The sequence below is a fragment of the Streptomyces sp. NBC_01450 genome (assembly GCF_036227505.1).
GTDB lineage: Bacteria > Actinomycetota > Actinomycetes > Streptomycetales > Streptomycetaceae > Streptomyces.
Window position 1 is genome coordinate 466,239 of sequence record NZ_CP109481.1, and the last position, 20,276, is coordinate 486,514.

At 67.4% G+C, this 20,276-nt stretch carries 19 protein-coding genes and 1 pseudogene; 5 read left to right on the forward strand and 15 right to left on the reverse strand.

The genetic code is table 11. The features are described 5' to 3' along the window. Positions 1-116: 116 nt before the first annotated feature. On the reverse strand, positions 117-1,640 hold the full coding sequence (locus OG568_RS50390; protein WP_329536849.1) for an FAD-dependent monooxygenase: 1,524 nt from the start codon (positions 1,638-1,640) through the stop codon (positions 117-119). 55 nt (positions 1,641-1,695) lie between these two features. Beyond that, positions 1,696-2,394: a TetR/AcrR family transcriptional regulator gene (locus tag OG568_RS50395; RefSeq protein ID WP_329536850.1), complete on the reverse strand. Its 699-nt coding sequence runs from the start codon at positions 2,392-2,394 to the stop codon at positions 1,696-1,698. Between the two features lie 135 nt (positions 2,395-2,529). On the opposite strand from OG568_RS50395, the pseudogene OG568_RS50400 reads away from it, so the two are divergent. Both OG568_RS50400 and OG568_RS50405 read left to right on the forward strand, forming a co-directional pair. Then, positions 2,530-2,643 (forward strand): annotated as a pseudogene (locus OG568_RS50400) (NAD(P)-binding protein); the annotation flags it as partial. A gap of 22 nt (positions 2,644-2,665) precedes the next feature. Beyond that, positions 2,666-3,256, forward strand: coding sequence for a low temperature requirement protein A (locus OG568_RS50405; RefSeq protein ID WP_329536851.1), 591 nt, complete (start codon positions 2,666-2,668; stop codon positions 3,254-3,256). Between the two features lie 100 nt (positions 3,257-3,356). On the opposite strand, the gene OG568_RS50410 is transcribed toward OG568_RS50405, so the two are convergent. After that, positions 3,357-3,725, reverse strand: a complete 369-nt coding sequence (locus OG568_RS50410; protein WP_329536852.1) for a hypothetical protein — start codon at positions 3,723-3,725, stop codon at positions 3,357-3,359. Next, a complete protein-coding gene (locus OG568_RS50415; protein ID WP_329536853.1) occupies positions 3,722-3,952 on the reverse strand; it encodes a hypothetical protein in 231 nt (76 codons plus the stop codon). The genes OG568_RS50410 and OG568_RS50415 overlap by 4 nt, the downstream gene beginning before the upstream one ends. Positions 3,953-4,374: 422 nt before the next feature. On the opposite strand from OG568_RS50415, the gene OG568_RS50420 reads away from it, so the two are divergent. Next, positions 4,375-4,509, forward strand: coding sequence for a hypothetical protein (locus OG568_RS50420; RefSeq protein ID WP_329536854.1), 135 nt, complete (start codon positions 4,375-4,377; stop codon positions 4,507-4,509). Here OG568_RS50420 and OG568_RS50425 read toward each other — a convergent pair. Beyond that, positions 4,485-6,041, reverse strand: coding sequence for an ISL3 family transposase (locus OG568_RS50425; protein WP_329536855.1), 1,557 nt, complete (start codon positions 6,039-6,041; stop codon positions 4,485-4,487). The two genes, OG568_RS50420 and OG568_RS50425, sit on opposite strands and share 25 nt — an antisense overlap. Positions 6,042-6,280: 239 nt before the next feature. Here OG568_RS50425 and OG568_RS50430 point away from each other — a divergent pair, with 239 nt between their 5' ends. Further along, entirely contained in the window at positions 6,281-6,718 is a 438-nt protein-coding gene (locus tag OG568_RS50430) for a hypothetical protein (RefSeq protein ID WP_329536856.1), read from the forward strand. 179 nt (positions 6,719-6,897) lie between these two features. Here the strand turns inward: OG568_RS50430 and OG568_RS50435 are convergent, their stop codons facing one another. From OG568_RS50435 to OG568_RS50450, 4 genes are all read right to left on the reverse strand, one after another. Next, positions 6,898-8,394 carry a helicase associated domain-containing protein gene (locus tag OG568_RS50435; RefSeq protein ID WP_329538247.1) on the reverse strand — a complete coding sequence of 499 codons (1,497 nt, stop codon included), beginning with the start codon at positions 8,392-8,394 and terminating at the stop codon, positions 6,898-6,900. 55 nt (positions 8,395-8,449) lie between these two features. Continuing rightward, entirely contained in the window at positions 8,450-9,316 is an 867-nt protein-coding gene (locus OG568_RS50440; protein WP_329536857.1) for a DEAD/DEAH box helicase family protein, read from the reverse strand. Between the two features lie 243 nt (positions 9,317-9,559). Continuing rightward, the gene (locus OG568_RS50445; RefSeq protein ID WP_329536858.1) at positions 9,560-10,135 is read right to left on the reverse strand and encodes a DUF4240 domain-containing protein; all 576 of its coding nucleotides are present in this window, start codon (positions 10,133-10,135) and stop codon (positions 9,560-9,562) included. Then, complete coding sequence (locus tag OG568_RS50450) at positions 10,126-10,935, reverse strand: DUF4253 domain-containing protein (protein ID WP_329536859.1); 810 nt, start codon at positions 10,933-10,935, stop codon at positions 10,126-10,128. Before OG568_RS50450 ends, OG568_RS50445 begins: the two co-directional genes overlap by 10 nt. Before the next feature lie 514 nt (positions 10,936-11,449). Between OG568_RS50450 and OG568_RS50455 the strand changes: the two genes are divergently transcribed. Next, on the forward strand, positions 11,450-12,265 hold the full coding sequence (locus OG568_RS50455) for an SAM-dependent methyltransferase (RefSeq protein ID WP_329536860.1): 816 nt from the start codon (positions 11,450-11,452) through the stop codon (positions 12,263-12,265). Between the two features lie 295 nt (positions 12,266-12,560). Here the strand turns inward: OG568_RS50455 and OG568_RS50460 are convergent, their stop codons facing one another. The 6 genes from OG568_RS50460 to OG568_RS50485 form a co-directional block, all read right to left on the reverse strand. Beyond that, complete coding sequence (locus OG568_RS50460) at positions 12,561-12,986, reverse strand: GNAT family N-acetyltransferase (RefSeq protein WP_329536861.1); 426 nt, start codon at positions 12,984-12,986, stop codon at positions 12,561-12,563. Positions 12,987-13,451: 465 nt separating this feature from the next. After that, positions 13,452-14,792, reverse strand: a complete 1,341-nt coding sequence (locus OG568_RS50465; RefSeq protein WP_329533973.1) for an IS701 family transposase — start codon at positions 14,790-14,792, stop codon at positions 13,452-13,454. Positions 14,793-14,879: 87 nt separating this feature from the next. Then, a complete protein-coding gene (locus tag OG568_RS50470; RefSeq protein ID WP_329536862.1) occupies positions 14,880-15,524 on the reverse strand; it encodes an AAA family ATPase in 645 nt (214 codons plus the stop codon). A gap of 14 nt (positions 15,525-15,538) precedes the next feature. Then, positions 15,539-16,159, reverse strand: coding sequence for a histidine phosphatase family protein (locus OG568_RS50475; protein ID WP_329536863.1), 621 nt, complete (start codon positions 16,157-16,159; stop codon positions 15,539-15,541). A gap of 61 nt (positions 16,160-16,220) precedes the next feature. Continuing rightward, positions 16,221-17,486 (reverse strand): hypothetical protein, encoded by a 1,266-nt coding sequence (locus tag OG568_RS50480; RefSeq protein WP_329536864.1) that lies wholly within the window; start codon positions 17,484-17,486, stop codon positions 16,221-16,223. A 377-nt stretch (positions 17,487-17,863) separates the two neighbouring features. Beyond that, the gene (locus OG568_RS50485) at positions 17,864-18,910 is read right to left on the reverse strand and encodes an IS110 family transposase (protein WP_329536865.1); all 1,047 of its coding nucleotides are present in this window, start codon (positions 18,908-18,910) and stop codon (positions 17,864-17,866) included. Between the last annotated feature and the right edge of the window lie 1,366 nt (positions 18,911-20,276).

Here is a 20,276-nt window from a genome sequence, read left to right on the forward strand (position 1 = left end):
CTGGGCCTCGTTCGCGGTCTTGCGCTTCCAGACCGATGCTCCGGCGCAGGGGAGGTCGATCCGCAGCGGGGGAACGGCACCGCTCCTGGAACGGGGCCGGGGAGCCGCCGTTCGTTCTAGCTCTGCGGCGCGCCGAACCACTGGGCAGCCGCCTGCTCGAACGCGTCGCGATCCGGGGCGGGCTCGCTCGCCCAGGCCACGACGCCGTCGGGCCGAATCAGCACGGCACCCAGCCCGAGGTCGTTGCGCGCCGGGCCGACCGCGTAGTGGATCCGGCCTGCCCACCCCTTGGCCGCGACGTGCAGCGCACGGTCGGTGCTGAAGTCGAGCACAACTCCCTGCCCCTGGCGCAGCAGTTCGCCGAGGCGGGTGCCGTCCTCGAAGCGGAAGTCCGGGGCGGTGCGGCCGATGAGGGGCTGTTCGCTGCCCAGGTCGTAGCGGTTGAACAGCCCCGACGTCTTTCGGTACACGTGGGTCGTTCCGTCGGTGGTGCTCATCAGATCGTGGACGAGTTGACGCAGCGCGGGGGCGTTGGGGCCCGGCTTCATGGTCGCGACCTGGGCGCGGGACCAGTCGAGGACGGCGGCGCCGACGGGGTGCCGCTCGGTGGTGTAGGTGTCGAGCAGGCCCTCGGGAGCGGAGCCGTGCACGGTGGCGGCGAGCTTCCAGCCGAGGTTGACGGCGTCGCCGATGCCGAGGTTGAGGCCCTGGCCGCCCAGGGGCGAGTGGATGTGTGCTGCGTCGCCGGCGAGCAGCACCCGGCCCTCGCGATACGTCGGCGCCTGCATCGCGCGGTCGGTGAAGCTGGAGGCGAGATGGACCTCGCTCAGCGTCACGTCGGTGCCGCTGATACGGCACAGGACCGTCTGGAGGTGCTCGCGGGTCAGCGGCTGAGAGCGGTCGAAGGTGCCGCCGTCGAAGTCCATCATGCCCAGGTGCCCTTCGAGGGGCGTACGCAGATACATGCCGTTCGGCGTCAGGTTGAACCCGAGCGGCAGCTGCTCGGGATCGGCGAAGGTGACCTTGGCGACGTAGCCGGTGAACAGCGGCTCGGTGCCCACGAATTCGAAGCCGGCGAGCTGACGTACGGCGCTGCGCCCGCCGTCGCAGCCCACCAGCCAGCGCCCCTGGTACTCCTGGCCGCCTGCCGTGACGAGGACAGATTCGGTGTCCTGCGCCACGGCCGTGACGGGAGCATTCCGGATGATCTCGACTCCGAGCGCGGTAGCCCGCTCGGACAGCACCGATCCGACCGCTTCCAGGCTCGTCATGAACCCCTCCATCGCCGGGCTGGGCAGCCTAGACGGGAGGGCTGCTGTGTCGATGTCGGCCGCGTCGAGCGTCATGCCCGCGAAATGGCTCAGCTCGCGAGGGTCGGGGGCCTCGACCACTTCCGGATCCGCGCCGACCTTCTCCGGGTTGACTCCGGAAGCATTCGCTGTCGCTTCCAGTAAGCCGCGGCGGTAGAGCGTCTCGGCCGACCCGGCGTTCAGGCCCCGCAGCCCGAGCGGGAATGCCTTCAGGGGCGAGGTGAGTTCCGGGTCCCGCTCAAGGACCAGAACTGAGCAGCCGGACAGGGCCAGCTCGCCGGCCAGGAACAGACCGACCGGGCCGCCGCCCGCGATCACGACGTCATGCATGAGAGGTGTCCTTTCGAGAAACGAACGATGGGGTCACCCGGCCAGATCGGCCGGGTCAGCGCAGATGGGTGAGGCCGTCGAGGATGACGGCGATGCCGGTGAGGAACTGTTCGCGGTCGTCGTGCTCTCGCATCTGGCCGACGATGGCGTGCATGAACGGGTAAGTCTGCGGGTCGAGCCCCTGCCATGCCGTCGACGCCGCGTCGAAGAACTCGTCGCGATCCCCGCTGGGGTCGATCCCTGAAGTGTCCCCCTCGATGCGGGCGTTCTGGCTGACGGCTCCGAGGATGTAGTGCACGAGCGTCGAGGCCGCGTCGAACCAGGAGGCTCGCGGCACGCCCAGGGCGCCCATCTGCCCGCCGATCCGCTCGAAGATCCCCACCGTCACCGGGCCGACCGGATTCCGGATGATCTGGAGGGTCAGCCGCGTGGCGAGCCACTGATGTGCGGCGATCGCGTCGAACAGGGCCAGTGCGACGACACGGATCTCATCCCCGGGTGTGGCCGCAGCCCCGGCGGGCCGGGTCGCCAGCGCCGCGCCGATCACGGTTTCCGTCGCCGTGTCGAGCAGCTCGTCACGGGTGCCCACGTGGTAATAGATTGCCCCGGAACCGGTGGACAGCCGTTCGGTCAGCGCCCGGACGGTCAGCGCGCTCTCGCCGCCCGCATCGAGCATCTCGACCGCAATGCCGATGATCCGCTCCCGGGAGAGCACCTGGTTGCGCCGCTGTGGTCGGCGCGCTCGCGTCGTCATACCTCGACGGTGCCACATTTGGTGCAGCGATCCAAATTAGTGCGCCGTACCAAAGTGGCGTACGGTCGTCCCACTTTGGAACAGTGCGCCAACGTGTTGGTCGGCCGACGCCAGCCGCAAGAGCAAAGGGGCGTCATGCACCACGTCACGATCATCGGAGCCGGGCTCGGCGGACTCACGCTGGCCCGCGTCCTGCACGTCCACGGCATACCGGTCGCGGTCTACGAGACGGAAGCCTCGCCCGAGGCGCCGACAAGCCCGCGTCGACCCGGTGCACCTGGGCCAGCGGCTGGGCCTGTTCACCATCATCGTGCTCGGCGAGGGCGTCGCCCAGCTCGTGATGGTGGGCCCCGAAGCAAACTGGGATCACACCCTGCGAGCGCTCGGGCTCGCCGGCTTCCTCCTGCTGGTGCCCATCTGGAGGCTCTCCCTCGTACACGGATACGGCGGGGTGCCCAACCTGCGTGAGGCCGCCCTCCCACCGCGCCTGGTGCTGCTCCTGCACTGCCTCACCAACGGCGCCCTCACCGCTCTGGCGGCCGGCCTGGGCGCATCGGTGGAGCACCGGCACGACGAGCTGCCGACCAGCGTGCGCTGTGTACTGTGTGCGAACTTCGCCGCCTACGTCATCATCGCAGCACTCGCCGCGATCATGTCACGGCGGACGGCGAACACCTCTACGCGCTGGACCGCGCTGCTCAGCCACCTGCTGCCGCCCCTGGCCCTGTCGCTGGCGACCGGATTCTTCGGGAACGACCTGCCCTCCGTCGCCGTGGTGTGGCTGCTGGTCGCCGCGGCAGGGTGGGGACTGCTGGGGTACGTCGCGCAACGGGGGCGGCGCGGGATCGCTCAACGTGCGTGAGCCGCAGCCCGCCTGTTCAGGACGGTTCGCATGCCGACCCTTCTCCCCTCGCAACCGCCTGGGCTCCCGCAGCTGACGTGCCGGAGCCCGGTCGGGGTGATCACATCGAACCTCGATCGTGCGAACCAGGGTGGGACTCCAGATGTGAGGGCGGGACAGGGAAGACCATGGAAGCCCGACACGCGGAACTTGACAGGGAACAGGCGCGGTCGGTGTACAGCTTGGTGGTCAGCTGAAGCCCACAGCCTCCGAGCAGCAGCCCGCACCAGAACGTGTCGTGCTCATGACGGCGACGGAAGGCATCCAACTCGATCGCCTCCAATGGCAGCATCAGCGGCTCCTCCGAGTCCGCACCGCCCAGAACAGCCGTCTGAATCTGCCGCCTGTCACCAGGCACGAAACCCCACCTTTCGTCCCAACTCATCGTGCCACCCACTTCGTTGGCCTCAGAGACGATCGACGTGCTCACGCCGTCGTACGCAGCGGGGCAGGATCGGCAGCAACAGCCGACGTGCCGGCCTGCCGGGCGGCACGCTCCGCCCGGGCCCTCCGCAACGCAAGAGCCCGGGCGGCCTCCGATTCGCGGCGACGCTGGACACGGGCCGCCTCGATCGGGGGCGGCGCATCGTCCTGCGCGGGCTCCGGCTCGGGGAACACGCGCGGCGCAGCCATCTGCGACGGGATCAGCTCCACCACCTACCGGTCTGCTTCCTCCCTTCCGGGCGGGGGCTCGGCCCGGGGGCGGGACTGGCCGTAGGTGAGGGTGTCGTGGCCGTACGGTGTCAGCCGTTCCGCCCACTGCACGGAAGGACTACTCGCGGGCCTCCCGGCTGAGCGCCGTTGCGGTGTGATGCGCGGGTTCCCGCCGTGTCACTAGATCAGCGGCAGGGTGCCGGCGAGGTGCCCAAGACTGTTGAGTCCTTCGCCGCGGCCACGTTCTTCGGCTCAAGTCCCAAGCGAAACTGCGGCTTTGGGCAAGGCTCGCCCACGCCCTGGTATGGAGAAGGTGCAGGTCACCACATGTTCACCGCCTGCGTCCACCCGCATAGATCCGGCGGGTGCTGTCATACCGTCAGCCGCCCGGAACATGATCTCCAGGCCGAGACGAGAGACCCCACATGCGACCTCTGCGCCGCGTCACCGCCACCACCACCGCCCTCGGCATAGCCGCCGCAGGCCTCATCATCACGGTGAGCGGCACCGCGCACGCCTCCGCCTGTTCCCAGTCCTACCTGCCGCTGCCCGACGGCTGACGTGCCCTTCGACGACTCCGGAGCTGTAGTCGAGCGTCATGCCGGCGAGGACGGCGGCCCAGTCCTGGCGGAGGAAGCCGAACGGCGAAGCCCCGCACGGGCCCGGGCCCGTTGGTCTCGGCCTCGCGGACCCAGTCGGCGAGGAGATGCCCTCGCCGGTCGCGGACCCGGCCGGCGAAGACGCGGGCCAGGTCGCAGGCAGTAGCGATGTCCGGGCAGGCGATGCGCACCTCGTCGAGCTGGTCTTGTTCCTCACGGCTGAGTCCGTCGCGCGGTCTCATGGTCCATGAGGTGATCCTGCAGGGTGTGGGGATGGGGCGGGGAGGCTCGGCCGCGGCGGTGCCGCCGCGCAGGGTGCGGATGTAGAGGCGGACGGCCTGATGGTTGCCGCGGTAGCCGTGCTCGTGGATCTCGCGGTAGAGCTGGGCGGCGTTGGTGCAGCCGTCAACGAATCGTTGTTGCAGGTAGGGCCGACAGGAGTCGAGTTGGCGGGGGCGGCGGTCGCGTGCCGAGGCGATCAGTACCTCAAGATCAGTGGTCAGGTAGCGGCGGACGGTCTTGCGGTCCAGTCCGAACCGGCGGGCGATGGCGCTGATCGTCCATGTCGCCTCGCGTAATCGGTGGATCTCCGCATGCCGTTCGGTCACCCGCTGCATGAGCGGGGTTGCGGGGATGTTGTCGAGCGGCGGGGTCAGCGGCAGCAGTGCCGCGGGCGGTGCGGTAGGCGGCGCAGGTGCGTCAACGTCGTCCAGAGCGTATTTGTGCAGGCAGGAGCGGTGTTGGTGGCATGTCTTCTCGACCGCGGCTGACAGGTTCTGATGCATGTGCCAGCGATCGGCCACCTCGGTGGCATCCGGTGCTGCCTCCTTGATCGCGCGACTGTAACCGCTGTCGCGGTCCCGGCAGATGATCTCGGCGCCGGGATGTGCGGTGAGCCAGGCAGCGAGCGTCTCGCTGGTGCGGTCGGACAACAGGTCGATGGGCGTGGCCGTCTCGACGTCGAGCAGGATGGTTCCGTAGGTGCGAGAGCGCCGGAAGGCGAAGTCGTCGACGCCCAGCACTCGCGGGCTCCGGGTGGGTACGTCGGGCGCGTGCAGTTGGCCGAGCAGACGGGCCCGGCCGGCGGGAACGGCCAGCGAGCGGCACAGCCGCATCCCCGGCCGGCCTCCCGCCGTGAGTGCAACGGACCGCCACAGCCTCTTCACTCCGGGGCTCGCTCGGGCATAGCGCGTGGTCAGACCCTGGACCTGCTCGACGAACGTGCGCCGCCCGCATCCGGCGGCATCGCAGAAGAACCGCCGGACCTCCAGCTTCACCACCACGCGCCGCCCGCCGACTGGATACTCGGCGAGCCGCCGCCCGTAGCGGCTGTGCACCCGACGCGAGGCAGTCGCGCAGTCTGGGCACCTCAACTCCGTTACGGCGCTGCGGGCTTCGGCCACAATGACCCCGCCTACCTCGGACAACCGGTCCAGCACCATCCCCACGGCGTTCGGGAACAGCACGTCCTTCAACGCGGACAGATCCCCCATGACCAGGGCATTCCCACTGCCAAACACACTGGCCAAGGACTACGCGATCGTGACCGTCACGAAATTCCGCCCAGACCCGAATTCAAGAATCCCCATCATCGCGGCGCATGGCGCCGAGCTCCGCCGCTGGTAGGGTCCCTGCCAAGCCACCGCGCTGGTTTTGTGACAACGGCTTCGCCGGTTCACCCAGGTGCTCCGCGCCGCGCGCTTGAGTCCGTATCTCACGCCCCGGAGCCCCTATGCCTCACGACCACGCCCGGAAGACCGCGATCCGCCAGCGGATGGCCAGGACGGGTGAGCGATACCTCGAAGCCGCCCGCGCCATCGAGGCCATCTGCGCCAGCCCTGAACCACCGCTGTGCGCCCTGCACATCTCCTCGTGGGACTGCCCGGAAGACTGCCCCCACCTGGACTATGTCCACGACACACCCGAGTACCAGGCGTGGGCCGCCACACCACGCGTCGTCCGCGACGACTGCCCCAGCGATGCGACCTGCTCCGACCCGGACTGTTTCAGCGGCTGCAACGAGGTCCACTTCAGCATGTGCAGGGACTGCTTGCACGTTTTCGACGTGACCGACGACGACCCCAAGGACGGGAGCTGCCCCAACGGCTGCGGTCCCCACCTCCCGCTGGAGCGGGCCTGGCTCGCGGCACAGCAGACCACCCGGCCCTGAGTAGCCCCGGAGAGTCCCTTCGGGATGCCTGCCCGGCCCTGGCCTGTCCGCCGGCTCGCCGCGCAGGCCGCACCCCGCACCCCGCACCCCGCACAGGCGAGCGTCTGCGCGGGGTGCGGCTGCTCCGCTTCGACCGGCAGCGAGCTGGGCAGCCCGGTGCCCGCCGCGGCGGTACGCGTTCAGTCGAGGGCTGCGGGAGGCGTGCCCTCGGCGGTCCAGTCGCCGTCGAACAACGCTGCGACCAGGCGGGCGTGTTCGCCGGGGAGCTGCTTGGCGCGCTGTTTGGTGCGGGTTTTGGCGAGCCAGGCGCCGATCTTGACCGTTTCGCCGTCGACGCGGATCGTCTCGCGGGCGGCGGGGGCGCGGCGTTCGCGGTGGAGGAAGAGTTCCAGGAGCTGGACGGTCTGTTCGAAGCTGCGGCGGGGGCGGCGGGCGGGGGCGAGCGGGTTGGTCTCGGGGGTGAGGCCGAGGGTGGTCATCAGCTGCTGGCCGGAGGCAAGGGCGTGCCAGGTGGTGAGCTGGCGGTGGAGCCAGGAGCCGATCTTCACGCCGCCCAGGAGGGTGTCGCGGGTGAGGGCGGCCGGGTCTGTGCCGTCGGCGAGGTGGGCGCGCAGCACGTGGTATTTACGGTGCCAGTCGGCGCCGTGGGGCAGGCGCCAGTCGGCGGTCAGAGCGGTCAGTGCGTCAGCGCGGGCCGGGTCCAGGGTGTTCTTGGCGGCGTGGTGGCGCTGTTCGGCGAGCCAGGCGCCGAGAGGGGTGGTGGCGGGGGCTGCGAGGTGGTGGTGAGTGCGGTGGTAGTCGGCGGCTGCGGTCAGGCGTGAGCGCCAGGCGGCGTCGTGCTTGTCCCAGATCATGCCGAGGGCGTCGAGTTCGGCCCTCCAGTCGGCGTCGAGGCGGCCGGCTGTCGCGGCGTCACGCATGGTGGTGATGAAGGTGCCCAGTGCGTAGCCGGTGGAGTCCACGTGGTCGGCGGGTGCGTCGAGGTGGCCGTACTGGTCGCGGTAGGACTGGGCGGCGGCAAGGCCCAGGCGGCGGGAGCGGGAGACCGTCTGGTCGCGGGGGTCGAAGGAGGCCAGGTCCATGGCGCGGGCGATGCGTTCGGGGTGGACGGTGAAGTCGAAGTGCCAGCGGCGTTCGATCACTTGGCTGGTCTCGCGCGGGAGGCGGTTGGCCTTGTCCGGCAGGCGTTCGAGGATGCGATGGTCGTGGCTGGCCAGCGCGGTGGCGATCGCCCAGACGGGTTCGTAGGCGGTGCCCAGGATGTCTTCGCCGTCGGCGCCGGGCGGAACGTAGACGGGGACGATGAGGCTCGCGGTCTTCCCGGACACGTCCAGGCGCAGGGCGCGGCCGAGGGCCTGGACGCAGCGGATGACGCTGCGGGTGGGGTCGGCGAAGACGAGGGCGTCGACGCTGGGGATGTCGACGCCCTCGGCGATCAGGCGCGAGTTGGCCAGGATCGCGCAGTCTGCGGCGGCGAACGCGGCGAAGATGTCGTCGCGCTGGGCGGGGGTGTGCTCGCCGTGGGCGAAGAACAGCTGCGGGGCGGTGTCCGGGCACAAGCCGGGGTCGGTGGTGCGCAGCAGGCGCAGGGTGTGGGACAGTTCGCGGGCGAAGAGGCGGGCGTCGGAGACGAGGGTGAAGTAGACCAGGACCTTCTTCAGGCCGTGTTCGGTCATCGCGCGCAGGACGGCCAGGTGCAGGGCGGTGGTGCGCAGCGCACTGTCCGCTTCTTCACCGGGGACGGTGCCGGGGGCGGAGAGGTTGAGACGGCTGCGCAGGCCGGTGTCGGTGAGGGTGGGCACCACGATGCGGTAGTCCGCGGCGCGGCCGTCTTCGACGACCTGGGCGAGCGGGTACTCGAAGACTTTCTTCCCGTAGATCTGCTCGTTGTCCATGGAGTTGACGAACGCGTCCGCCTCGTGGGCGCCGTGGTGCTGTCGGCGCGGGCGGGTGGTGTCGGCGGACTCGGCCAGTTCGGGGGCGGCGAAGATGCGCGGGGTTGGCGGTCATGCAGAGGCGGCGGTCGGCCACGATCCGGTGCGCGTCGTTGACGGCCGCCCATTTCTTGTCGGCCCGGCCGGCGATCCGGTGGGCCTCGTCCATGACTGCAAGGTCGAACGGCGGCACCGCGTACCCCGTGCTCTGCGTCTGTTCGATCTTGTCGAGAGAGTCGTAGGTACAGATCACGGTCACAGCGGGGATCTGGTCGTGCCCCTCCCCCACCACCGACATCAGCCCGCCCAGCGCATGCGGGTCGCTGGTCGACATGACGCGGGCGGCAACGAGATCCTCCCGGCCGGCGGTGTCCATCGAGGAGACGATCACCATGTGCTCGCCGTGGCCGTCCCGGCGCCACGCCAGCGCGGTCTGCGCCGCCAGGTCCAAGGTGGGCACCACGAACAGCACCAGCCGCGCGCCGAGTTCGTCCGCCACCCGGATCGACACCAGTGTCTTGCCGGTCCCTGTCGCTGACACATACAGCCCGCGCGTGCCCGCACGCCGCAGATGCCGTACCAGCCGCTCCGCTGCCTCTGCCTGGTCGGGAAAGAGCCGCGACCGCTCGGGGCGGCCGGGGCGCGGCAGTTCCACCACAGTCATACAGCTCTTCCTCGATCCCGAAAGCAGCGCAAGGTCGTCCAGGCGCAGGCATGGGACCGTACCGGCCCGGCCGGAACATCGGCGACCTGTACATCACCCATGGCGAGAGCACACCACAGAGCCCGAGCCGTACACGGGGGAAAGCCCAAAACAACATCAAAGCCAGGGCGTACCGGTAGCCTGCGGGTGTTCCCGAGAGGTCTTGACCTGCGCTGTTTCTCTGTCGATGTAGATCCTTGCCCGTCACGAACGTGATCGTTGCCCGGCGGGTCCGGCCGGGTACAGGGCCGCGATGCGGGGCAGCCGGTGGGCGATGCGTTCGTCGTCGCCGAAGTCGAAGTTCCACTCGGGGTCGAGGTCGGGGTAGCGGATCGTGAACGCTTTGTGGGGCAGCTCGCTGCCGGTGGCGGTCTGGTAGGCGTTCCAGACGATGGTGAGGATTGCCTCGCCCTCGAGGTCCCTGCCCTTGGCGGCGCCTTGTTGGACGGTGGGGAGGTCGGCAAGGCTGTCCGGGTCGTTGATGACCTGTTCGAAGGTGGTGCGGCCCTGGGCGATGAGCCAACCACGGAAGTAGTCGAAGCCGTCATCGGAACAGCCGCCGTTGATCTGGTAAGCGGCGGCCCAGAGGGGGCTCAGGTAGGACGCGGTCATCAAGTCCCACAGAATCTGCTCCGCTTGGATGATCTCGGTCGGTTCCAGGCTGGCGAGGAGGGTGCTGGCGCGGGCGGCGATTTCCTCGGTGTCCGTGGGGTCGGCGGCCTGGCGGCGGGCTTGGTCGACGAGGCGCCAGAACCGGTCCTTATCCAGGGTCAGTCCCACCAGAACTCCCAGCAGTTCAGATCGATGAGGTGCTCGGCACACGCGGCCAAGGTGGGATGTGCGCCTTGCCAGATGTTGTCGGGGCAGAAGGCGAAGTGCTCGGCGGCAATGGTCAGGGCGTCGTCGAGTCCGTTCGGGGGTGCGGCGACACTGAGGTGGAGGGTGCTGAATCCGAGGCCGACGACACGTGCGCCGAAGCGCTCTTCCCAGTCGCGTACGACGGCGGAGAACGTGGCCGTGTCGTTGTCGTAGTTGAGGGGGCCGTCCCATCCGCAGGCGGTGAGAGCGTCTGCTCCGCGCGGTGCTGAGACAAGGCCGAGGCGTACGTGCGGGTTCTGGACCAGGAAGGCTCGCGTGTATTGCTCGGCCATTCCATCGGGGTCCGCGAAGAGTGCCCGGCTGGGTGCGGTTCCGGGCCAGGTCTGACCGAAGGGGGCGGTGACAGCTATGCGCTCCTTGGCAGTGAGCAGGTCGTCGTCCCCGTCCGTGGCGGTGTAGTCGTGCCACCAGCGGGCGAGGAGTGCCTCGGGGTCGTGGTCCGCTGGGGAGGACATGCGCTCGGGGGACAGTTCGCCGCAGGCCCAGGGCCGGAACGCGGGGTCGCGCGGGTCCAGGGAGTCGAGCAGAAGCGGCCAAAGCCCGGAGGTGGCGTGTTCGGCGCGCAACTGCGACCACAGGTCGGCGGAGGCTGGGCTGTCGCTCAGCCACAGTGGCTGCGCGTCGCCATCACCTTCATCCGAGGCGATCATGCGTCCGGGCGGCAAAGCCACTCCGTAGGGCGGGCGGGATTCGAGGTTCACGAGCGGATGCTAAGCGCGGGGTCTGACAGCACCCGTCAGCGTGGTAGCTGTGCCGGCAGAGACGGCTACCTCGCTGTGGGGGCGATGGCGAAGCCGGCGCCTACCCTGCTCAACTCGCCAAATCGAATGCCGACCACACGCGCGTCTTGAGACGAAGCACGATAGCTGTCCGCAAAGGCAGGGGTGTTGCCACCAAGATCGCGGGGAGGGCCGCCCGGAGCGGGTCGACGGGGCCGCCGTGCGGTCAAGTGATCGGCGCAGCAGCGGGACCAGGGCATCCGCCATGGCGATGCGGCGGGGATCTTTTGCATACGAAACCACCCGCGCATCGTAGAGGTCACGCGCGTCGTGCGACGACGTGGGCGGGCAGGTCCCCTGTTCGGCCGGTTTCCGGGACGTGGTGATGGCGGCGTCGGCAGAATGACGCCGACCGGCACGACGACACGACGTACTGCGGCCGTTGCCGCAACTGCCCAGGCCTATTTGATTGTTGGGCGGGTGAGGAGAGATAGACGTGAGCAAGGACCAGGCCGCCGACGCCACCGGGGCGCGACTCGATACAGGGACGGCGCACAACGCCCGTGTCTGGAACTACTGGCAGGGCGGCAAGGACAACTACGAGGTCGACCGGCGGGTGGGTGATCACGTCGCCCAGATGATCCCCGTCATCCGCGACATCGCCCGTGCCGACCGGGAGTTCCTGAGCCGCGCGGTGCGCTTTGCAGCCCAGGAGCACGGTATACGCCAGTTCCTCGACATCGGCACCGGCTTGCCGGCCCTGGAGAACACCCACGAGATCGCCCAGCGCATCGCGCCCGAGTCGCGGATCGTGTATGTCGACAACGACCCCCTCGTACTCGCGCACGCCCGCGCCCTGCTGACCAGCGCCCCAAACGGCGCCACCGACTACATCGACGCAGACACGCACGACCCGGACGCCATCCTGCGTATCGCCGGGCAGACACTCGACTTCGGCAAGCCGTGCGCGCTGATGCTGCTCGGCATCCTGAACTTCGTCCTCGACGGTGCCGAGGCGCAGTCCATCACCCGTCGGCTCGTTCAGGCGCTCGCCCCCGGCAGCATTCTCATCCTGACCCACCCCACCACGGAGCCCGAACTCGGCGGCGCCCTTCAACTCGAGGCGATGGAGTTCTGGAACGCCAACGCCACACCGCCGGTCACCGCGCGCAGCAGCAAGGAGATCGCCCAGTACTTCGACGGGCTCACGCTCGTGGAGCCCAAGCTCGTGTCCTGCTCGTTGTGGCGGCCCGGGCCCGGAACCGAGCCCGAGGTCGTACCCCAGCTGGGCGGCGTGGCGCTAAAGGTCTGAACGTCAGCGTGCTCCTGCGGCATCCGCGCGGGCCCCGCAGCAGGGAGGGATGGCTTCGAACGAGTCTTCTGGCCCCAGAGGAACGAATTTTCTGGCCCCGATTAGCGATCTTCGGGGCCTGCTGTGAACGAGTCTATTGGCTCCACCTGAGCCCAACGCCAATGCCCGCCACCCCGACGTGCTGGCTGCCCGACGCCGCGAGCGCGCCCGCATCCGCAGCAAGGGGGGGCATCCGCCGGGGCGGACGCCCCTTTGCCGAAGCAGCCGGACCACACGGTGAATCCTGCTCAGCACATCAGAAGGGCAGGCCCCGCAGGTCCACACTGATGGTTGGATGAGGCAGGCTGGCCAGGTCGTAGATCATGGTGGTCAGTCGCGAGGTCCTTTCGCCGTCGGGCTGTTGGACGGTGACGGGCACGGAGAGCCGGCGCCATCCCAGCTGTGTGTAGAGCGGGATCAGGTCCGGGCGGCAGAGCAGAATCATCGTCTCGGCGCCGGCCGCTCGTGCGTGTTCGACCGCCACACTGATCACCGTCCGGGCGACGCCCTGGCCTCGATAGGCGAGGTGCACCACCACATCGCCCAACCCCGCGACGCGTCGCGGCAATCCATCAAAGGCCATGTCCCGCAGCAGCCATCCCGCGGAAGCCACCAGCCGACCTTCGGAGACAGCGGTGAGAGTGTGCTGCTTGTCAGCCCCTACCAGACCGGACCCATTCATCCCGAAGGGGTCGGGCAGACCATCGCGGAGTGCGGCTCTGTCATCCGGAGAACCGGGGCCCAGCGCGCTCGATAGCCAGACCGTCGTTCAGGCTGGTCAGGGCTGTCCAGGGTGGCCGCGAGGCCAGCGCGTAGCGCCGCCGAAGGCGCCCTTGACCGACCGGACCAGCCGCACACTCAGCCGTCGGGCGGCCCGTCACGGCCCCAGCCCAGGTGGGGAATTACGTGACGCTGATCATGGAGATCCCGGGGAATTGCATGACCGCTGACACTGCGCGTCGGCGCCGTGCCCCGTCAGCTCGAAGCGCCGGAGAAGTAGACCAACTCCACCAAGATCAATCTCAGCGGCACTTTCTGGACGCCGACTACTCACACCCGGACCCCGACAATGCCCCCCCTACCGACCTCAGCCACGTCAAGGGTGGCTCAGACCCGGCAGCTGTAGTTCTTGATCGTCATGGTGGTGTCATGTGGTCGCGGCGGCGGTGACGTTGTTCCAGCGCCGGTGGCAGGCTTGCGCGATGGCCTGGTGACGGCGTCGCCAGGCGGACCAGTGCAGGACATGGCCGATGTCGTGGCGGAGCGGGGGCAGGGTGGTTGCCCGCAGGATGGTCAGCAGCTCGCGTGCGCTGACCGGGATGAGGCCGACGGCCATGGTGGTGGTCGCGGTGCGGGCGCGGGTGACGGCCAGGACGGCGGTGGCCAGGATGCTGATCAGGGTCCAACGCATCCAGGAGTTCCAGCAGGTCGTCTGGCCCTGGTCGAGTCCGGTGACGCCCTTGGCCAGCTGGAAGTCCTCTTCGACCTGCCATCTGGTGCAGATGATGTGTATGAGGCCGGCAAGGGTGACGGGTCGGGTGGAGTAGCAGCGGTAGAAGGAGAGTTCGCCGGTGAAGCGGTGTCGGCGCACGACCAGGACGGATGTCCCGTCGTCCTCGGTGTCGGGGGCGTCGTCGCTCTGGATGTCGGTCCAGGTCCAGTCGTAGTGGCGGTCGCCCTTCAGGCCGTGACCGGTGAGCATCCGCATCCATGCCCGCCGGGGCAGCCGTGCGGCCAGGGTGGTCGCGGTGAAGCGGCCACCCGGGGTGGTGACCTGGTGATCGGCGCGGACCGACAGGGCGTAGTCGAAGCCGAGCCGGCGAGCACTGCGGCGCAGTTCGCGCCCGCCGTAGACCTCGTCGCCGGCGAACCAGCGTGCACGCAGGCCCAGCTGTCGGGCCCGGGTGAGCATGGCGGCAGCAAGTTCGGGCTTGGTGGCGAAGTCCACGTCGTCGGGGACGTGGGTGAGCAGGCGGCGTTCTTCGTCGGCGGCCCAGTCGGCGCCCAGGTACAGGGCCCGGTCGATCGGGGCATGGCCACGTGCGGAGGCGTAGGTGAGATGGACGGCGACCTGGCACAGACCGATCCCGCCCAGCGCACCGGAGTATTGCCTTGCCGCCCCGACGGCGTCGGTGGAGGACTTCTCGTCCCCCGTCTCGTCCACGATCAACACGGCGTCGTCATCCGCGAGTTCACCGGCCGCCCAGGTGGCCGTCCGGTCGCGCACGGCGTCGTGATCCCACACGCCGCGGGACAAGAAGTGCTGCAGCCGGGACGGCGACGCGTGCCCCAACGCCTCAGCGAGCGTCCAGCAGTTGCGGGTCTCGAGCCCCGTCAGCATCGCCTCGGCCATGTCCCTGGCCAGCAGCCGCGACTCCCGTCGCGGGAAGCAGGCGGCCACCGCCGCCATCGCCGCCCTGAAACACTCGCTCCACACCCCACCGGCTATCGTGGCGCCCACGGCCACCGCGTCCTGATCTGTTGTCACAGACGATCATCATCGCGGTGGCCGTACTCGTTCCCGCGGGCACCCCATCAGGCCGCTCACCAGCACGAATCCGTCAACGATCAAGAACTACAGCTGCCGAGTCAGACCACGGCTTTGAAGCGCCTGCACGACTTGCGACGTTGATTCAGCGAGGTCCAAACCAACGGTATCGACGAACACGACGTCCGCTGCCGTCTCGGCATAGCGCAGGACATTCGCCTCGTACATGGCGAAGTACTTACTGTTCACATCCTTCCCGAGCTTTTCCTTCCGCGATTGCTCGCTCCTGCTCGAGATGCGCTTCCAGCATGTGTCGAAGTCGGCGGCGCAGACGACCGTGAGCGCATTGCTGTGATAGTCCATGAGACCTTGCAGCAGCCTTTCACATGGATCTCTCGGCACTCCGAGGTAGTCGAACCACGAGATCAGGCTGATCACACCACGGTCACAGACGGTCATGTCGTTATTGAGGCGCGATCGAGTGATGATGCTCTCTCTTTCGATTTCCAGCGCAATCCTCAACAACACCTCCACGTTCCCGCGGTGTCGAAGGTCCTCACGCTCCACCACCCTGGATATCTCGACCAGTTCAGGTTCGGTCTTGCGGCCAACGACATGAATGCTCTTATGCGCCAGCATTTCGCGGACACCGCTGATCAGGGAAGATTTCCCCGCGCCGTCGTAGCCTTCGAAGGTGACAAAATCTCCGAGCGAACGCCCTCCCTCAGGCATTTCCAGCTCTCCTTTCACACGCCGGGAGGACCCGACTTCTTTCGGCCGATTCGATCCCTGATACCCGCCAGAACAACCAGAGGGTCCACCGTCTTCCGGATGAACGCACCCTCCGAAACGTCGTAGGTACCATCCGCATACGTATCGGCTTCCCAGTTCAGTGAACCGATGTGGGCGATTATGTTGATCGTGCTGTAATGCGCTACGATCACTGAAATCGGGGCGCCCTCACCAAGCACCCTAAGTATTCCTCTTTCGACTCGCGATGCTTGCGCCTCCATGCTCTCCTCGTCGAAATGCGGCCGCAGGAATCGGTCCCGATGGGACAGGCTCATATATTCGAGGTTATGCTCACGAATGAAGTCCTCAGTCTTCTCCTCGAAGAAGCCCGAATGGTAAGCACGGAACTCCTCGACGATTTGAACGGCCTTCTGAGGAAATATGAAGGCCGCACTCTCCAGGCATCTCAAGAGTGGTGAAGAGTATACTTTCGATTTTTCCAGGGATTCCAACGCAGCTCGAGTCTCCGCGAGTTGCTCTTCAAACCCCTCGACCAAGGGAGCATCGTACAGCCTGCCCCAAACGCCCACCCTCGAACGCGTGCTGGTTGCGTGCCGTACGAGAACTAGATCCATCGACCTCGAGGTTTCTTTGCTTACAGCAGCGCTTCCGCGTGCGGAGGAAATGAGTTGCTTACTATCGGTGACTGATGGTGATGTCGGCACGCATTCGTGCACCCAGGCGAGGAGAGATCAAAACTTTTGCCGATTCGGAGGGCGAGACGTATTTTGTGGCCATCTGGAGACAGAACAGCGAAAACAACCCGGCCGGAATGAGGGGCGACGAAGTGCCGGCCGCTGCCGCTCCTGCCGTTGCGCCCACCGCCAGAAACCCCTGCACAACGCCCGGGACTTTCTCCACTATTTCGCTGACGTCCGAGACCTTCGAGATGAAATGCGGGCGAAAACCCAGAACTCCGACCTCCTTGCCGACGTGCTTCGTGATCTCACCCGAATACCTGCGGAGGGAATTGACGAGTTCATCACGCAGTATTTGGTCGGTGGGTGCTCTCCTCCAGTGAGAGAGGGCTTCGAAGTAGCGCTCACAGGCAGGCGAGCGTCGAATAGTGAGCAAAACATCACCGCTCACCAACCGCAGATGAGCGGGCCGAGGAAGGCGAATGGACACATCGATCAGTTCGTCCGGGTGGCCGACGACCCCGCCCGCATCCGCCTCTCCTGACAACAGGTTGTTGCGCCACAGATCCATGGCAGCGACGAACGGCTCCCATCGTGGGCTGTTGCCAGCCGTGAGAATGGTGTTCGCCAAACTTCGATTGTAGAGTTCACACGCGCAGGTGTAATAGACCCGCAAGTCGCGTTCGGCGGTCGCGCCGACCTGGGTTTTCACCCGGAACAGAAGTTCGCTGACGCTTTCGATCCGCCCTAAGTCATCGCCCAGAAGTCGCTCACCGGAGACCTGGATCAGCTGACTGAGCAGAATTCCCTCCGAGCCGAGCAGGGTACTCGACCGCTCCGACGTAATCGCGAGTTCTTGGCCGATCCACTCGCGACTGCGGTTCCAGAACCCGACGAAGTCGTCCGGGTCCAGTCCCGTCTCCAACATGGGCGCCTGTTCTGCGTTAAGATAGCTCGTCAACGCGGCCCCGAATAACGCCGAGTTGTCCACAGAGGACCAATGGCTCGCTGTGAAGGGTGTCCTATCAATTCGTTCCGCGATGCGTTGCGCCTCGACACTGAAGCCGCGGCGGTCGGAGCCCTCCATGAAAGCGAGCAGCTCGGACAGGCTGCTTCCTTCCCGACGGAAGTACGGCGTGACGAACCCGTTTCGAAGGCCGATTTCTATCCACGAGTCCCGAGAAGAGTATTCGGCAAGGTGATCACCAAGCCAGCGGCCCTGCAAAAAATAATGGTCTGGGATCGCGAGCGACGGCTGCAGCAACAGATTATAGTAGAGGCTTCGATCAAAGGAGCTACGCGATATCGCAAATTGATAAAATCCATGGCCAGCAGCGAATAACGCCGAGTCAGCACGGGACATAACCGGCAGTCTAGCGCAGCCCGTCCGTGACTGGGGATGATCGTCCACGATTCATCAAGGATCTTGATTGCCCGAGCGCCGGCCACCCGCAGAGCTGACCCCAATCCCCGGACCCGGCGTATGCCAGTTGAGTTTGCCCCAGGAAGAAATGATCTTCGGATAGCTGCCGTCGTGTGAAACCCATGATTACGGGGGACGTTGGGATAGGGCTCCGCCGTTCTCACAGTCGGCCCGACGTAGCCGCTGTGGGCCTCATGGCTAGTGGGTGGGTCAGTCGGTCAGGCCGTGATGGGTTCGAAGCGGATGGTCAGGCCCAGGCTGTTGGCTTCCGCGATTCCGAGCAGCCGTTTGAGGTTGCTGTTGCCGGGGCGGGTGCGGCCAGACCGGCTCACCCCAGCCGACTCGTTCTGGCCTGGGCAGACTCCGATCCAGGAGGCCAGGTGGTGCGCGGAAGCGAACTGGGTCATGTCGCCGCCTGTCTCGGCGATGATGATCTCAGCTCCCAGGCGGCCGATCCCGGGGATGGTGACGAGGCTCGCCAGGTCCTGCTCGCGGTCGGCCAGCAGCCGGGCGATCCGGGCGTCGAACCCGGTGATGACCTGCTTCCAGCGGTCGATCTCGTCCAGGTAGTGCCGGACCATGAACGCGTGGTGGTCGGTGAATTCTCCGTCCAGTGCCTCGATGAGGGCGGGGATCTTGTTGCGGGCCCGGCCGACCGCAAGGTCGGCCAGGCGACCGGGATTACGCTGCCCAACGATGAGGGCTTCCAAGATGGCCCGGCCACTGGTGCCGGCGACATCGCTGAGGACCGCCGAGAGCTTCATCCCGGTATCCTCGAGTTTCTTCTCCAGCCGCTGTGCCTCCCAGCCAGCGGCCCGGACGAGTTCCGTGCGGCGCCGGGTCAGATCACGTAATTGCCGGATGTCCCGCTGCGGCACGAAGGAGGCCATCACCATCCCCGAGGCCCCGGGCCGGGCGAGGAAGGCCGCGTCGTTGGGATCGGTCTGGCGGCCCCGGATGCCTTTCAGGTGGGCGGGGTTGACCAGCATCAGGTTCAGGTGCGGCTGCAGCCGGTAGTAGACGCCTCGCCAGTAGTCCGAGGTCGCCTCCATCACCACCACCTCGACCTGACGATCCACCAGCCAGGACAGCAGGCGCCGTATCTCGCCAGCGGTGGTGCCGAACCGTTCGGTCTCCAACGACCAGCTGCCGGCCCGCTTCGCAGACGGGGTACGTACGCAGGCGAGCAGGAACCGCTTGCCCAAGTCCACCCCCGCAGAGTGCAGATGGATGATGTCGTCCTTCACGCCTTGATGACGTGGCATCCTCGTCTCCCTCCCGATGCGTCCGTGCTCGCGGACGTCCCGGAGGGGCCAAGGGAGAAGGCGGAGTCTGACACGCGTGCTCCCGGCAGCGGATACCGATGCCCTGGCAACAGTCCGTGGTCCCCTGGTCGGCCCCCATCGCCATCCTGTAAGACGAGTTCGCTCGCATCGCAGGCCCATCGGCTGACCGGGGCGCCCGTCCCCATTTCCTCGTATGCGAGGTGATCAGCGCAGCGATCCCGCCCACCTGTAAATCGTTCGGCTCTGGCCCGTAGTTGGTGGTGACGTCGAGTAGTAAGTGGGCGATAACGGCCGAAGCGCTCCTCTCCAGCCGCGGCATCCGCGGCCAGTCCACAGGGCCGGATCTCCAACCCGAGGAGAACTCAACCGGCGCTGATGTTCCCCGGGTCTAAAGCGCTGGGCCCGGGCGGCCGGGACGCGTTGTAACGCGGTCGCACCGAAGTCGTCGCCGAGAAGACCGGACAGGACGTGATCACCGAGGTTGAGGATCTGGTGCTCGATGTGGCCCGTGTCGGCGGGCCTGGTAGGCGACCGGGACGGCGATGCCTGCACCGGCGGCTTCACCGACGACTGCCCGACCACACGCTCACTGATCCCGGCGGTGGACGCAGCAGTGCGCGGCGGGACACCGCCGGCAACCCGTGCGCCGACTTCGCCTCCGTGACTCCAGCGCTTTGGACGATGCACGGAACATGGACGACCACGTTCGTACCGTTTGATCGTCCACGCCCCCTTGCGACCGTCCTGGGCAAGGCGCCGTCCACCCGACGCGTTTGCGAAGGAGTGAAACGCTGGAGGGCGGGCGTGCGTCGGGCAGGGCAGGGCGGGACAGGCCCTGGATGACGCCCGTCGCGACGGGAACAACCGTGTTTGCCCGCGTCTTTGGTGGCGTACTCGTGGCTGCGGGCGCAAGGAGCCTTCGCCGAGGGACGGCAACTCCCTCAAGGCTCGGCCCTGCTCCTGGCTGGTCCGGCGAAGGGGGCAGGTCCGCGTCCTCGGCCGCCGGGACCCGCGTGTGCAGGCCTGTCGTGGCTGACCGCCGGATCCGCCGGGAGCCCGGGGCCGCTCCCCAGCCCGGAGAGCGTGACCACTGGCGTGCTCCAGTATCACGACACTCAAAGCACCCACTGGTGAACTTCGCACGCAGAAAGTCCTGTTGGCCTCGTTGACAGGCCGCAAGCACTCGCGTTTCACTCAACTCTCGTACATGGCAACGTTGTCAGGCCGTCGGAGCGACCGGCGCCGTTGCCCGCCGCTGACGTTTTCCGTTCCCCGAGGACGTCAGCTCCGATGTGCGAAGCGCCCACCGCTGCGGAGGCAACCGATGGTCAGACCTCGACGTTCT